Below are 15422 nucleotides of genomic sequence, written 5' to 3' on the forward strand. Positions count from 1 at the left end.
GCGACCCAGGCGGGTCCGGCCAGCCGACGTCAGGGCGTCCATGCTGGTCACCAGAGTGATCCTGCGGTGGCGTTCACGCAGTTGCTGCATCAGCGGCCCGGTCCTGGACGCTCGCGGCGGTGGCCAGCACCACCGGCACCAATCCCAGGCACTCCACGAGCTGACCGTTGCGGCCCGCCACCTTCTTCCCCTCGTCCTGGCCGACACCGTCGGCGGACGCTCGAAAGCTTATACTTCTGAGCAAATCGGAGTTTAGTCTGATTTAACCTTGCACCCCTGGCAGGAGTGTGGCCAGAAGCGTCGGATCCGGCGTCCGTTCTGACCGAAGGTCCGCAGCGAGTGGCCGTCGGCAGCCTTGGGAAGGCGCGGGCGGATCACATAGGCGCCAGGAGGAAGATTTCTCGATGACCCGGCCCGATGACCCTCGCACCGCGGCGGCCCGGATGTTCGCCGAGGCCGGTGCGTTCGGCGAGCTTCTGGCCGGCATCGAGTGGGCGGCGACACCGCTCGGGCCCCCCGAGTCCTGGCCAGGGCCCCTGGTGGACACCCTGCGCCTCATGCTCACCTCTGGGCACGGAATGGCTCTGTACTGGGGCGCCGAATTCGCCACGCTGTACAACCTGGGCGCCGCACCCATTCCCGGCGCCAAACACCCCTGGGCACTCGGCAAGCCCTACAAGGAGGTGTTCCCCGAGGTCTGGGCCCCCGTGAGCTCCCACTTCCACTATGTGACCGGCAGCCGCAAGTCTCTGCTGATCCCGGATGAGCCGCTCGTCATGGAGCGCCACGGTTTTTTGGAACAGTGCTACTTCGACTCCTCCTTCCAGCCCGTGCTGCTGGACGACGGCACCGCCGGCGGCGTGTTGCAGATCATCACCGAGACCACCGGCCGGGTACTGGGCGAGCGCCGGCTGCGCCTGCTGAGCGAGACCGGCGCCCGCACCGCCGGGCTGCCCACCCCGGGCGAGGTGGCCCGCGTCGTCGCGGAGGTGCTGGGTTCCTATCCCGAAGAGATCCCGTTCCTGGGCCTGTACCTGGCCTCCGAGTCGGGGATGCTGCGGCCGGCGGCCTCCGCCGGACTGCGGCCGGCGCCCGAGGCCGTCCTGCCGAGTGCGGCCGACGGGCAGGAGATCGCGGCCCGGCTGGCGCAGGTGGTCGCCGACGATGCTCCGGCCAATCTGCCGGCCGTCGCGCTCACCGGCGGCAACACGGCCGGGCAGCACGCCGCGGCCTCCCGGCTCCCGGTCGTGGAGGCGTTGGCTCTGCCGCTGGACTGTGCGGGGCAGGTGGGAGGTGTCCTGGTGGTGGGGGTCAACCCCTGCTTCCCGCCGGCCGGGGCCTACCGGGACTTCTTGGAGGTGCTCGCCGCCGCTGTGGCCGGGGCGCTGACGGCGGCGCTCGCCCACGACGAGCAGCGTCGGCGGGCGGAGGCGCTGGCCGAGCTGGACCGGGCCAAGACCACCTTCTTCGCCAACGTCAGCCATGAACTGCGCACCCCGCTCACCCTGCTCCTGGGTCCACTCCAGCAGGTCCTGGCCGACGAGGACCGGCCCGAGCGCCGCGAGCGGCTGGAGCTGGCCGAGCGCGGCGCCCTGCGCCTGCTGAAGCAGGTCAACACCCTCCTGGAGGTCGCCAGGGCCGATGCCGGGCAGATACGCCCGGCCCTCGAGCCGGTCGACCTCGCCGGTGCCACGGCCGAGCTGGCCGGGGTGTTCCGCTCCGCCTTCGAGGCTGCCGGGCTGACGCTGGAGGTGGACTGCCCGCCGCTGCCCCGGCCGGTGGCCCTGGACCGGGAGATGTGGGAGAAGATCATCCTCAACCTGCTCAGCAACGCTCTGAAGTTCACCTTCACCGGCGGCGCGCGGATACAGGTGGCCGCGGCCGGCAGCCGGGCCCGGCTGACCGTGACCGACACCGGCACCGGCATTCCCGCGGACGAGCTGCCGCGCCTGTTCGAACGCTTCCACCGGGTCCGCGGCGCACGCTCCCGCTCCCACGAGGGCAGCGGCCTCGGCCTGGTGCTGGTCAAGGACCTGGTGGAAGCACACGGCGGCACCGTCGGCGTGGACAGCCTGCTCGGCCAGGGCACCACCGTCGACGTGGACCTCCCCTTCGCCGCCCACCGGCCCCGCCCGGACCCGCCCGCGGCCGGCGCCGGATCCCCCGGGGAAACCCCCAGGGAAGGCGGAGGCGGCCGGCCCGGCCGCGCCACGGCCTATGTGGACGAGGCGCTGGGCTGGCTGGCGGCCGACCCCGTCCCCGCTGCGGCTACCCCTGCGGCAGGCACCCCGCACGCCCCCACGACCCACGGTGCCCCCGACGGCCCCGGCCAGCAGGAAACCCACCGCCCCCAACGAGCCCGCCTGCTGGTCGTCGACGACAACGCCGACATGCGCGCCTACCTCACCCAGCTCCTGCAGCCCGACCACGACGTGCTGCTCGCCGCCGACGGCCGGGCCGCCCTGGAGATGGCCCTGGCGCAGCCGGTGGAGATGGTGCTCAGCGACGTGATGATGCCCGGCATGGACGGCTTCGAGCTGGTTCGGGCGCTGCGCGCCGACCCGCGCACCGCCCGCCTGCACATCGTCTTGCTCACCGCCCGCGCCGGCGAGGAGGAATCCGTGCAGGGTCGGCGTGCCGGCGCCGACGACTACCTCGCCAAACCCTTCTCCGCGCGCCAGCTGCTGGCGCGCGTCCGCACCGGGTTGGAACTGTCCCGGCTGCGCGAACAGGTCCTGACCGAGACCCGCAACCAGCTGGCCATGCTGGCCTCCCTGGCCGACGCGGGCCTGCGGCTGTCCGCCACCCTCGACCCGGATCAGATTCTGCGGACTGTCGGCCAGATCCTGCTGCCCGACTTCGCCGACCAGATCAGCATCCACCTCACCGCGACGGCACCCGCCCCGGCGCAGGCGCCCCCGGCATACATCGCCGGCGGCCGCCTTCTTGCTCGCGAGGCCCTGGCCACGGCCGCCACGCATGCGATCAACGGCACCACCCCAGCCCTGGACGGCACGTACCCGGCACCCGCCGCCGTGCTGGCCCTGCCGCTGCACGCCCACGATCAGACACTGGGCGCCTTGGTACTGGTCCGGCACACCGACTACTCGGCGGTCGAACGCAAGTATCTGGAGAACCTCGCACACCGCCTGGCCACGGCCTACGACAACGCCACCCGGTACCACAACGAGCGCCGCCTCGCCCTGACCCTGCAGCGCGCCCTGCTGCCCCACCGCCTGCCTCAGGTGCCCGGGGTGCGCCTGGCCACCCACTACCGGGCCAGCAACCGTGGTGCCGAGGTCGGAGGCGACTGGTACGACGTGTTCGCGCTGCCCGACGGTGCCGTGGGGCTGGCCATCGGGGACGTCATGGGCCACGACGTGGCAGCCGCCACCGTGATGGGCCAACTCCGCTCCGCCCTGCACAGCCTCGCGATGGAGGGCGCCGGCCCGGCCCAGGTGCTGGCCAGACTGGACGCCTACCTGCAGTCGCTCGCCACCGAACGTTTCGCCACCTGCCTGTACGCGGTCTACAACCCGCACCGCCACCGCCTGCGCTACGCCGCCAGCGGGCACCTGCCGCCCCTGCTGGTAGCCGCCGAGACCGCCTACCTGGAGCTACCCCCAGCGCTGCCGCTGGGACTGGGCAGCACCCCGGTCGACCGCGAGGTGGCGTTCCCGCCCGGCACCAGCCTGCTGCTGTACACCGACGGCCTGGTGGAAAACCGGGCACTGTCCCTGGACGACTGCCTGGCGGCCCTGTGCCAGACCTGCGGCGCGCTGCCCGCCGCCGCCCGCACCGACCCCCAGCAGATCACCGAACGGGCCCTGGAGCTGCTGAACACCCCCGACCGGGTCGACGATGACACCGCCCTGCTCGCCGCCACCGCCGAACCATCGTAGTCATACCAACTCCGAAGGCCGGTAACCCCGTTGCGGGGCTACGAAGACGGTTATGGGGGGTCCGGCGCGCGCGGCGTCCCGTTCCGGCAACGTGCGCTTCGACTGGGCAGACCGCGCCACCTGGAAGCCAGCCCCGCGCGGTGTGAACGAGCAGATCCGGGAGGTGGACGCTCACATGGCCCGGCTTGTGGAAGGTAATGCCTCGCAACTGCTCGACGAGGTGGGGATCGGTCCGGACATGGCCGTCACTTTGCTGATCACGGTGCGGTGGGGGAACCCGGAGTGGTTGGACAGTCAGGCGTCCTTCGCCGCGCTGCGCGGGGTCAGCCAAGTCGAGCCTTCCTCGGGATGCCGGTGGGCTGGCTCTGACGGGCTGCTCGGTTCCTGCCTGCCCCGCAACCGTCCCAGGCCGTGAGGAGGGGACCCGCGCGGTTGACGGGGCCCGGTTGTGGTCGTGTTGAGCGGCCGACCGTTGTCGGGCTGTCCGGCTGGGGCACGCCTGGATTCGAGGTCGCAGCCGAGTATCCGCTCGATCGTGCGCAGGCGTTGGTGGACGGTCTCCCGGACAGACCGCCTGAGCGAGCGGCGATGGTCTTGTGACCGACTGGTCGTACTGCGAGTTGGCGGATCTCGGAACAGCGCTCGCCCCTGACGGTCACCGGGCGACCCGGAACAGCGCACCAGGGGGCGAACAGAGTAAGGAACTCGACGTGGGCCGACCGATGGTGGCCCGCGACGCCGCACCGGCGACGAGGTGGGCCGACGTCGTCACCCGGCCCGGCGGCCTCCGACGGCGCGTACGCCCAGTACTTGACCGTCTCCGCGGCATAGGTCATCCCGTTCGACTCCGGCCTGCCGTGGGAGCTCGTCGGTGCGCTGCCGGAGATGTTCCAGACCGCCTACGGATCGCCGACCGGGTGCGCGAGCGGATGCCGGACGGCGTCGACGCCGTACTGGAACTGGTGGGCTGCTCAGACTGAGCCCCGGGCTACTGAGAAACGACAACGAACTACGCTTGATGCGCGTCGGCCGACAACGGACGGCCATGGCATCCGCTCGGGCGCCGGCCGGCAATGTGTCAGTTGACCGGGACGGCGTCGAACACCGTGTGGTGTACGCGGACGTGGGCCGCTCCTGTGAGGCGGTCGATCGCCGCCTGGTAACGGTCCAACACGTACGCCTGGCGGACCTCTTCGTGCGCCGCGGCGAACGACCGGTGCGGGAAGTCGCCGCGGTGGGCGGAGAAGTAAGAGCCAAGGGCGCTGTCCGGCGTGGTGATGGCCCGCGTGTCCGTGAGCCTGTCGCGCAGGGCGGCGGCGAGGTTGTTCAGGACGTAGGTGAAGTAGTTCGACTCGGTGTACTGCACCGGGCCGTAGATGACCTGGTGGGTGGCGACGGCGGTGCGGCGACGGGCGTTCTCCGCCTGCCAGTTGTGCAGGAAGGCGTCGTATCCGGAGTCCGCCAGGAGACCCTGGCGGTGGGCCAGGTTGAGCTCGACGGTGACCCGGGTGACGTCGGCGAGGGCCCGCTCGCGGAGATAAGCGGCGGGTGTCTGGCCGTCGTGCTCGGTGGTCCAGAAGTCGGGGCCGTCCTCGGCGCCGAACTTCTGGCGGAAGTGGGTGAAGGCCGCCGATCGCTCCTGGGTGAGGTAGAGCGCGAGTTCGCGTACCGGGACGTCCTGGCCGTCGATCGTCGCCGCCACGGCTGTGACCGGGGGAGCCGGTGCGGCGGCCGGTGGCCGGCTGTGCCGCGGGCCGGGCAGCAGGGCCGCCACGGCGATGGCGGCCGCGGCCACCAGCGCGGTGATGGCTATCGCCCAGAGCGGCACGTGGCCGCGCGCCCGGTTCTTCGCCGGTGTCCGGGGCCGGTGCCGCGTCGACGTGCTCATCGTCGACTCCTCTCTTGTCTCTTGTGGGGCCGTCCGAAGGGGGACGGGCGCCCGGCCCGGAGCACCCTCATGCCCCGGGTGGGCACCCGTCCCGTCCCGCCGCTGGGTCAGCCGGCGGCGAGCGTCTGGATCTCAGCGGTGCTGAGAACCCGGTTGTAGAAGTGGACGTCGTCGATCTGGCCGTTGGTGAAGTCCACCGGTCCCTGGTTGTAGGTGCCGGCGCCGATGAGCGTGGCGCCGATCGCCTTCCAGGGGGAGGCGAACGACGTGCTGCCCTGGAGGGTGCCGTTGACGTACAGGGAGATCGTCTGGGCGCCGCTGTCGTACACGCCGAGGACGTGGTACCAGGTGCCCGTCGTCGCCGCAGATCCGGCCGTCACCGTCGTGGCCGCGGACGCGTTCGCGTCGGAGGCCCGGGTGACGAAGGTGAACTTGCCTCCTGACAGTTGCAGATAGAAGGGGCTGACCTTGCCGCCGACGAGGCTGGCGAAGGTCTGGTTGTTGCCGCTGACGGAGTTCAGCTTCACCCAGGCACCGACCGTGTAGCTCTGGCTCGTGTCGATCACCGAGGACGGGACGACCGCCATGGTCACGGCCGTGCCGTCAAGGCTGAGCGAGTCGTTGCCGACCTTCCCGCTGCCCGCCCAGGTGGCGTTGCCCTCGGTGTAGCCGTCGTCGGTGTTGCCGAGCAGGTTGGTGACGGTGTGGCCGCTGCCCTCGTCGAGCTGGTAGTAGCCGACGGCGCCGGTTCCGAGGGCGTACGCCTCGCGGGCGGTGAGGGCCCGGGGGATCATGTGTACGTCGTCGATGGCGCCGTTGGCGAAGTCGACGTTCCCGCCGTTCCACTTGGCCCGGCCGATCGTGGTGTGGCCGGTGGCCTTCCACGGTGACGAGAACGCGGTGGTGCCCTGGAGCTGGCCGTTCACGTACAGCGCGATGGTGTGCGCGCTGTTGTCGTACACGCCGGTCAGGTGGTACCAGGTGCCGGTGGCGGGGCTGCCGCCGGTGACCTGCTTGAACGTGGCGCTGGTCGAGTCGGCGCTGCGGACGGTGAAGGCGAAGGTGCCGCCCGTCAGCTGGAGGTAGAAGGGGCTGATGGCCGAGCCGTCGATGCTCGCGTAGGTCTGGTTGCCGGTGACGCTGTTCGGCTTCACCCACGCGGAGACCGTGTAACTGCCGCTGGTGTCGAGGGCGGTGGTGGGGACGTCCACCCAGGAGTTGCTCGCGCCGGTCAGGTTGACGGCGCCCGCGCCGACCTTGCCGGTCGTCCAGGAGGCCCCTGCTTGCAGGGTGCCGTTGTTGGCGCCGCCGGTCAGGTCGGCGGTGGCGGTGCCGGAACCTTCCTCCAGCGGCCAGTACGCGCCCGTGTGGGCGGTGGGTCCGGAGACGGCCGGGCCGTTGTAGGCGCCGATGTTGGGCGCGGCGGTGGCGGAGACGGTGTTGCCGAAGTAGTCCTGGCCGCCGTTGGACGAGATGACCGCGCCCGCGCCGAGGGCGGGGGAGCCGCTGCGCAGTTTGTATACGGCGGCCGAGGCCCGCCCCGTTCCGCCCGCACCCGGGTTCACGAACAGCGGGTCCGCGGTGATCTTCGCGGAGTCGGCCGGTTCGCTCGCGGGATGCTGGCCGTAGAACAGGTTGTGGGTCCACGTCGTCTTGTTGGTGGCGTAGCCGCCGGTGCCCAGCTTGTAGACGATGTTGTTCGAGAAGGCGACCGTGCTGTTCGGGGTGCCCCCGGTCACGCCGCCGTTGTCGCCCTCGCCCATGTAGATGGTGTTGTTGTACACCTGGGCGGTGGTGTTGCTGTCGACGCCGCCCATGCCGGGGAAGACCGCGTTGGAAGCGCCGTCGTTCTGGCTGATGTTGTAGCGGATCACCGAGGACTTGGCGCCGAAGCCGCTGCGGCAGCACCACTCCGTGAAGCCGAACGGGTTGTCGTGGCTCCAGTTGTACTGGATGACGGTGCCGGTGTTGTTGTTGTCGATGTCGAAGGCCTGGCCGTCGACGAAGTTGCGGTACTGGCGGGAGACCTCGTTGTTCTGGAAGACCGCGTTGGTGGTCCAGCCGTTCCACAGGCCGGCGCCGGAGTAGCGGTAGCCGTTGTCCGTGGCGACGTTGTTCTGGATGACCGGTGAGGCGCAGAAGACGCAGACGATGTCGTTGCCGCCCATGTCGGTGAGTGTGTTGCCGTCGATGACGACGTTGGTGGTGTTGATGTTGTGGTTCAGGCCCACGAGGGAGCCGATGTAGATGCCGCCGGCGTCGTCGCGTGTCAGCGTGTTGTTGCTGATCTGGACGTCGTCCCAGCCGCTGGTGGTGTTGTTGTCGGTGACGTCGAAGGCGATGCCGGAGGACTGGCTCGGCTGGACTGGGTTCTGGACGTTCGCCCAGTAACCCTTCACGTCATGGATGTTGTTGTTCAGGATGTGGATTCCGGCGAGGATCCCGGTGGTGTCGTTCTCCAGCTGGATGCCGCTGCGCACCGCCGCGCTGGAGGCCGGGTTGGTGATCTCCAGGTTCTGGACCGTCCAGTACTGCTGGTTGTGCAGGTAGATGGTGGCCGCGGCACCGCCTCCGTTGAGGATGGGAGCGGCGCCGGATCCGTAGCCGCCGATCACGATCGGGTTGCCGGAGGCGCCGGATCCCTGGGGCTGGAGTTCGCCGGTCCAGGAACCGCCGGCCTGGAACAGGATCTGATTCCCGGCCGTGAACGTCGTCGAGTTGACGTTCGTGAGCGTCTTCCACGGGGTGCTGGTGCTGCATCCGTCGTTGCTGTCGCTGCCGGACGACGACGAGATGTAGTACGTGGTGCAGGTCGCCGCGTGGGCGGCCGTGCTGGGGACGAGCACGAGTCCCAGCGTGGCTGCCGCGCTGCCCAGGGCCGCCAGGAGGCGGCGTGGCCATCTTCGCATTGCGTTCCTCTTCGAACGGAGCGGATGAGTGGGGTGGAGCAGACCGGTGCGCGCGCGTGCCGGGTGATACGGGGAGGAGGGCGCGCCGAACGCACCGGTCGATCAGGGAGGTGTGGTTCAGCCCTTGACGGCGCCGCTGAGCAGACCGGACACGATGTGCCGCTGGACCGCGACGAAGAAGACCACCATGGGGACCAGGGCCATGACACTCAGGGTCAGGAAGGCCGGCCAGTCGACCTGGAACTGCCCGACCGAGGTGTAGACCTCCAGCACGATCGTGCTCTTGCCCGGGTCGCTGAGGTACACGTTGGGGGTGAAGAAGTCGTTCCAGATCCACATCGTCTGGAACACCGCGACGGTGGCCAGGATGGGCCTGATCAACGGCAGCACGATCCGCCAGAAGACCTGCCAGGGACCGCAGCCGTCCAGCCGGGCGGCCTCGATGACCTCGAACGGCAGGGTGGCCATGTAGCCCTGGATGACGAACCAGCAGAAGATCGAGCCGGCGCTGTAGACCAGGACCAGGCCGTTCAGGCTGTTGACCAGGCCCAGTTTGACGAAGATCTGGTAGACGGGGATCAGGGTCGACTGGGTGGGCACGATGAACGCGAGCAGCAGAAGCTTGCCGAAGCGCTTGTTGAACCTGGTGGGGCGGATCGTCAGGGCGTAGGCCGCCATGGCGCCGATCAGCACCATGACGGCGACCGAGACCACCGTGACGTAGAGGGTGTTCGCGAACGCCGCCGCGATGGGGACCTGGTCGAGGACCCGGCGGTAGGTGGAGAAGTCCGGCGAGGTGGGCAGTGCCAGCGGTGAACCGGTGGTCTGCGCCTGCGACTTGAGGGTGTTGACGAGGACGTAGTAGAAGGGCAGCGCCATCACCGCCGAGACGGGCAGCATGTAGGCGCTGGTGAGCCAGCCCCGGGTACGCAGCCGGGAGAGGATCGCCGTCACCGGAACCTCCTTTCCAGCCTGCGGGTCACCGAGAGCTGGAGCGACAGCACGGCGGCGACCGCGATCAGGAAGATCACGCCCAGTGCGGCGCCGAGCCCGTAGTCGCCCTCGGCGATACCGCGTTGTACGAGGATTTGGGTGATGGTGTAGGTGTCGTAGCCGGGGCCGCCGGCGGTGAGGGTGAACGGCAGGTCGTACACCCTGAGGCCGTTGATGAGCAACAGGAACTGGCTGACCGTCATGGCCGGCGCGAGCAGCGGCAGGGTGATGCGGAAGAACTGCTGTCGCGGCGTGGCCCCGTCGATGGTGGCGGCCTCGTAGTAGTCCCGGGGGACGGACTGCAGGTAGGCGAGGTAGAGGACGGCGTGCCAGCCGGTCTGCGCCCAGACCCCGACCACGATCACCGAGACCTTCGCCAGGGTGTTGTCCGACAGCCACGGCACCGGACCGACTCCGAAGAGGCTGCCCAGGACGGAGTTGATCACCCCGGAGGACAGCGGCGACAGGACGAACGTCCACACCAGGCCGAGGATCGCCATGCTGGGCACGGCGGGGAAGAAGAACGCCGCGCGGACCAGACTCCGGCCGGGGAAGCGGCGGTTGAGGATCACCGCGAGCGGGATGGCCAGGACGGTCACGATCAGCGTGGTCGCCACCGCGTACAGCAGGGTGAAGCCCAGGCCGGTCAGCACCGAGGGGTCGGTGAAGATCTGCCGGTAGTTCCGCAGCCCCACCAGGTGCCTGGTCGGTGAGGAGCCGCTGTAGTCGGTGAAGCTGTAGTACACCGACTCGGCGAGCGGCACCAGGAACAGCACCACCAGCACGAGGGCGATCGGCACCAGGAACGCCTGCGTGGTCAGCTGCTCGCGCAGCCGGCGGCGGGCGCGGGTTCCGCCGGACGCGCCGCCGGGCGTGGTGACGGCGCGGGCCCGGGTGGACAGGTCGGGGGTCTGTATGGCCATGAGGGCTGTCGCTTCCCGCCTACTTCGCGTCGAGCTGCTTGAGCTTCTTGTCCAGTGCGGCGGGGATGTCCTTGGGCTTGACCGATCCCTGGACCATTTGCTGCATCTGGGTGTTGAACTCCTGGATGAGCTCGTTGGAGTGGCGCGGCCAGGCGACGACGGGGAGGTAGATCTTGCCGGAGCGGGCACCGAGGGCCTGGTTGGTGATGTCCGCGGCGAAGCTCGGCGTGTAGGTGCTGGTGGTGGTGATCGCCCCGCTGGACTTGCCGTACGCCCCGACGGCGGCGGGGCTTGCCAGGAACTCGAGGAACTTCAGGGCGGCCTCGGGGTTCTTGGCCTTGGCGTTGATGGCGTAACCCGGGCTGGCGGCACCGGTCCAGTAGCTGGTGCCCTTGTCGATGCCGGGGATGGCCTCGGTCTGGAAGGAGAGGTGGGGGGCGCTCTTCTGGACCGTGGGAACGTTCCAGGTGCCGGCGCCGAACATGGCCACCCGTCCGTTGGCGAACTCGCTGACCACCTGGTCGCTGGTCAGGCCCACCACCGACTTGGGCGTCAGCTTCTCGGTGTACAGCTTGCAGTAGGCGACCAGCGGTTCGGTCCAGGTGTCGGCGAACGTGGCCTTGCCCGCGAAGATGTCGGCGTCCGGGAAGCCGCCGTGACCGTCGAAGTACCCGCCGAGCAGGCCCCACAGTGCCATGAAGTTGCCGTCGTGCGCGGAGTCGTAGTACGGGGCTATCCCCTTGTCCTTGAGCTTGCCGCACAGCTTCAGGAACCCGTCCCAGCTGTCCGGCAGCGCGTCCGCGCCGACCTTGGCGAGCAGCTCCTTGTTGTACATGATCCCGCCGGCCCAGGAGGAGATCGACAGTCCGTACACCTTGCCGTCGACCGTCATGAAGTCCTTGTTGGCGGAGTTCATGGGGTCAAGGAACTTCTGGCCGGTCAGGTCCTTCAGGAAGCCGCCGCCGACCAGTTGCTTGTCCTCGGCCGTGAGGATGAAGACGTCGGCGCCGGTGTGGGCCTGGAGGCGGGTCTGCAGGGTGGAGACGTACTGCGGCACCGGCGGGGCGTAGGAGAAGGAGACGGAGGTGCCGGTCTGCTTGGTGAACAGGTCCAGCACCGGCTTCATGACGGTCTGGGTGTCCCAGGAGAAGAAGGACACTGAGCCCTTGCCGCCGCCACCGCTCGCCGCGGTGCTGGTGGAGCAGGCACTGGCACCCAGTGCGGTGCCACCGAGGACGGCGGCCATGAGGCTGCCCTGCACGAAGCGTCGTCTGCTGAGCTGAGGGGCGCCGTTGCCGGCGTTGTCGATGGACATGGTGGTTCCTCTCGGGAGCGCGCGGGGCGCGGTGAAGGTCTCGGTGTGCTCGGAGGCGGCGCCCCGGGGTGTCATGGCCCCGGCGCGGGGCTTCAGGGTCGGGGCAGGGCGTGGAACGGAACGGTGTGACGGTCGAGCAGCAGCTGTTCGCCCTGGGTGGTGAGCCGGGCCAGCTGCACGACGGAGCGGCGCTGCGCCGGCCCGTCGCTGTCCGGCGATGCCGTGTCCCGGTCGGGGTGGGTGAAGTAGAAGATCCAGGCCGCGTCGGGGCCCGCGACGACGTCGGCGTGGTGTCCGACGCCCTGGTCGTCCTCCCGGGTGCCGGAGCCGTCGAGGATGCGGCCTGCCGGGGTCCACTCGTCGAGGTCGGCGGAGCGGAACACGTCCTGGCCGTCCCAGCAGTCGACGACCATCCAGTACCGGCCGTCCAGCGCGAAGACGTTGGGTCCCTCGTGCGGTCGGTGTTCCAGCACCGGGCCCCGTACCCGCCAGTCGTACAGGTCGGCCGAGTCGGCGGCCCAGGTGTGCGAGCCGTGGGCTTCGTCCTTGTACCACATGCGCCAGCCCGAGCCGTCGGGCAGCGGGTGGACGCAGGCGTCGATGACCTGGCGTGAGCTGAGCGGCACCGGGCCGGCGTGCACCCAGTGCCACAGGTCGACGCTGGTGTAGTGCAGGATCCGCCGGTCGTGGCCCTCCCAGCGGTTCGGCACACCGCGGATGTAGCTGACGTACATGTGGAACACCCCGTCGGGGGCCCGCAACGTCTCCGGGGCCCAGAAGGTGTTGGTGCCGGGCTCGAACGGGAGGCTGTCCAGCACGCCGCGGTAGAGCCAGTCGCGACCGTCCGTGCTGGTCGCGACGCCGATCGCGGTGCCGTGTACCCAGGCGACGCCTGGCGCGGCCACGTCGGAGCGGCGCTGTGTGTAGAACATCCACCACTGCCGGCCGTCGTACTGGACGACGGGATCGGTCGGGCCCGCGTGGACGGGGTCCTCGTACAGGGGCGCCGGGGCGGGGGCAAGGGAGGCCATGACGACCTTCTTCTGCCGGCGAGAGCCGGCTTTGTCGGGAGAAATAGGCCGAGCGAACCGAACGAACCGGGTGAACCGGGTGTTACGGCTGGGTGAAGCGGGATCAGGATGTCCGTCAGGTACATCGTCGTCAACCCTCCTTGGCTGTTCTTTTTCCAGACCGACATCGAACGGCGCCCATGTGCCTCCCCGTCACGTTCGCGACCTGCGCAGGTCACAGCCATCTCCTTCGTCGGATCCTCCAGTCCTGAGGCATGCCGGCAAGGGAAGCGTTGTGTGTCATCGGAGTTCTCACCCTTTGACAACGATGAATCTGCAGTGCGAAGCTCACCTCACCCCACCCCGCCGACGAGGAGACAGGTCCCCGTGCCCCAGAGCCCCCACCGCGACCACCAAGCCGCAGGTACGGCACAGCCGACCGGCGGTTCGGGGCCCGACCGGCCCGCCGGCCACCTCTTCGCCTACTTCGCCGGCGAGCACCGCGCCGACGGCGAGCGGATCCGCTTCGTGCTCTGCGACAGCCCCCGCATGGACCGCTGGACGGAACTGACCGGCATTCCCCCGCTCGCCCCCGAGGGCGGTGGTGCGCGTGATCCGTTCCTGGTGCGGACGGCGGACGGCAGCGGGTTCCATCTGCTCGCCACCGACCTGCGTATCCATGGCAGTGAGGGCTGGGAACAGGCGATCGCTCACGGCAGTCGCGACCTGCTGGTGTGGCACTCGGCCGACCTGCGCGAGTGGGACGGGCCGCACCGGGTCGAGGTCATGCCGGAGTGGGCCGGGTGCGTCTGGGCGCCCGAGGCCGTCTACGACCCGGGCCGGGAGGAGTACCTGGTGTTCTGGGCCTCCACCGTTTACCCGGACGACGACCCACGGCACGAGAGCCCGTCGTACCAGCGCATGTACTGCGCGACCACCAAGGACTTCCGCACCTTCGGCGAGCCCCGGGTGTGGGTGGACAACGGGTACCCCGTCATCGACTCCACCGTCGTGGAGCACGACGGATGGTTCTACCGGTTCACCAAGGACGAGCGACTGCCCGGGACGCCGGAGGCTCCCGACGCCAAGTTCGTCTTCGTCGAGCGCTCCCGAGACCTGCACGCCACGGACTACGAGCCCGTCGCGCAGGGCGTAGGCCGCGGCTCCGAAAAACGGCCGGGCCTGGCGCACGCCGAAGGGCCGATCGTGCTTCCGGCACCCGACGGGCGGGGCTGGCTGCTCCTGCTGGACGAGTTCCTCGGCCGCGGCTACGTACCTTTCCGGGCCGACCGCCTGGACAGTCCCGTATGGCTTCCCGCGGTCGAGCCGGAGTTCTGCGCGCTGCCGCCGGGGCTCCGCCACGGGTCGGTGCTGGCGCTCACCGACGCGGAGTGCGCGGGGCTGCGCGGCTCCGCCTCGGCCAGAGCCTAAGGTTCGGTCATGTCCACGATGCATGACGTGGCCCAGCGGGCCGGGGTGTCACTGAAGACGGTCTCCCGTGTGGTCAACGGCGAGCCCAACGTCAGCGAACAGACCCGGCGAAAGGTGGACGCCGCCATAGCCGAGCTGGACTTCCGGCCCAACTCGGTCGCTCGCAACCTGCGCACCGGCCGGATCGACCTCGTCGGACTCGCCCTGCCCCACCTCTCCCAGCCCTTTTTCTCCTCGCTCGCTGAGGAGATCATGCGGGAGGCGGAACGCCATGGGCTCACGGTGCTGATCGAACTCACCGAGGGGGACGCCGAGGCCGAACTCGCACTGGTCCGCGAGCACGGTCCGCACCTCGGCGGGCTGCTGATGTACCCGGTGGGCCTGTCGGACGCACAGGCCCAGACCGTGGCACGGACGGTGCCGACGGTGTTCATCTCCGAACGTGCCTACGACGCGCCCGTGGACCGGGTCGCCATGGCCAACCAGGAAGGCGTCCGCGCCCTCGTCGGGCACATGGTGTCGCTGGGATACACCCGGATCGCGGCCCTCGGTGCCGACCACAGCGACCGGCCCGAGCGGGCCGCCGCCCAACTGCGCCTGGAGGGCTACCGGGAGGGGCTGCGCGAGGCCGGTCTGCCCTACGTCCCCGACCTGGTTCTCGAAGTGGGCACCCCTCACTGGAACCGCCAGGAGGGAGCCACGGGCATGCGCCGGCTGCTCGAAGCGGACATCCCGTTCGACGCCGTGGTCGCCTTCGCGGACGCGCTGGCGCTGGGTGCCCTGCACGCCCTGCAGGAAGCGGGGGTGAGGGTCCCGGCAGAAGTGGCCGTAGCCGGGTTCGACGACACGGACGACGCACGGTACGCGCACCCGGCGCTCACCTCCATTGCCCCCGGCAGGGCCCAGATCGCACGGGAGGCCTTGGCCCTGCTGAACGACCGCATGAACGGTACGGTCGAGCCGGATTCGGGCCGGCTGGTCGTCGCCGACCACCAACTGACCGTCCGTGAATCGACTTTGGGAGGGATGCCCGCATGGGGCGGAGCGTGAC

The 15422-nt window shown here is 69.8% G+C and carries 10 protein-coding genes and 1 pseudogene; 5 read left to right on the forward strand and 6 right to left on the reverse strand.

Annotated features, from left to right (window positions below; translation table 11 throughout):
- The first annotated feature begins 404 nt into the window (after positions 1-404).
- The 3 genes and pseudogenes from ABZT06_RS21550 to ABZT06_RS21560 form a co-directional block, all read left to right on the forward strand.
- Complete coding sequence (locus ABZT06_RS21550; protein WP_355742968.1) at positions 405-3902, forward strand: SpoIIE family protein phosphatase; 3498 nt, start codon at positions 405-407, stop codon at positions 3900-3902.
- A 142-nt stretch (positions 3903-4044) separates the two neighbouring features.
- Positions 4045-4317: a hypothetical protein gene (locus tag ABZT06_RS21555; protein WP_355742971.1), complete on the forward strand. Its 273-nt coding sequence runs from the start codon at positions 4045-4047 to the stop codon at positions 4315-4317.
- Between the two features lie 368 nt (positions 4318-4685).
- Positions 4686-4817, forward strand: a pseudogene (locus tag ABZT06_RS21560) (NADPH:quinone reductase); the annotation flags it as partial.
- A gap of 163 nt (positions 4818-4980) precedes the next feature.
- On the opposite strand, the gene ABZT06_RS21565 reads toward ABZT06_RS21560, so the two are convergent.
- From ABZT06_RS21565 to ABZT06_RS21590, 6 genes are all read right to left on the reverse strand, one after another.
- Positions 4981-5790, reverse strand: a complete 810-nt coding sequence (locus ABZT06_RS21565) for a hypothetical protein (protein WP_355742974.1) — start codon at positions 5788-5790, stop codon at positions 4981-4983.
- 107 nt (positions 5791-5897) lie between these two features.
- Positions 5898-8699: a LamG-like jellyroll fold domain-containing protein gene (locus ABZT06_RS21570; RefSeq protein WP_355742977.1), complete on the reverse strand. Its 2802-nt coding sequence runs from the start codon at positions 8697-8699 to the stop codon at positions 5898-5900.
- 117 nt (positions 8700-8816) lie between these two features.
- On the reverse strand, positions 8817-9653 hold the full coding sequence (locus ABZT06_RS21575) for a carbohydrate ABC transporter permease (RefSeq protein WP_355742980.1): 837 nt from the start codon (positions 9651-9653) through the stop codon (positions 8817-8819).
- A complete protein-coding gene (locus ABZT06_RS21580; protein ID WP_355742983.1) occupies positions 9650-10615 on the reverse strand; it encodes a sugar ABC transporter permease in 966 nt (321 codons plus the stop codon). Before ABZT06_RS21580 ends, ABZT06_RS21575 begins: the two co-directional genes overlap by 4 nt.
- A 19-nt stretch (positions 10616-10634) precedes the next feature.
- Positions 10635-11930: an extracellular solute-binding protein gene (locus ABZT06_RS21585; RefSeq protein WP_355742986.1), complete on the reverse strand. Its 1296-nt coding sequence runs from the start codon at positions 11928-11930 to the stop codon at positions 10635-10637.
- Positions 11931-12022: 92 nt separating this feature from the next.
- Positions 12023-12961 carry a family 43 glycosylhydrolase gene (locus ABZT06_RS21590; RefSeq protein ID WP_355742989.1) on the reverse strand — a complete coding sequence of 313 codons (939 nt, stop codon included), beginning with the start codon at positions 12959-12961 and terminating at the stop codon, positions 12023-12025.
- A gap of 366 nt (positions 12962-13327) precedes the next feature.
- Between ABZT06_RS21590 and ABZT06_RS21595 the strand changes: the two genes are divergently transcribed.
- The gene (locus ABZT06_RS21595) at positions 13328-14371 is read left to right on the forward strand and encodes a glycoside hydrolase family 43 protein (protein WP_355742992.1); all 1044 of its coding nucleotides are present in this window, start codon (positions 13328-13330) and stop codon (positions 14369-14371) included.
- 9 nt (positions 14372-14380) lie between these two features.
- Entirely contained in the window at positions 14381-15421 is a 1041-nt protein-coding gene (locus ABZT06_RS21600) for a LacI family DNA-binding transcriptional regulator (RefSeq protein ID WP_355742995.1), read from the forward strand.
- The last annotated feature ends 1 nt before the right edge of the window (position 15422 follow it).

The organism is Streptomyces sp. NPDC005483 (assembly GCF_040606035.1).
Classification (GTDB): domain Bacteria; phylum Actinomycetota; class Actinomycetes; order Streptomycetales; family Streptomycetaceae; genus Streptomyces.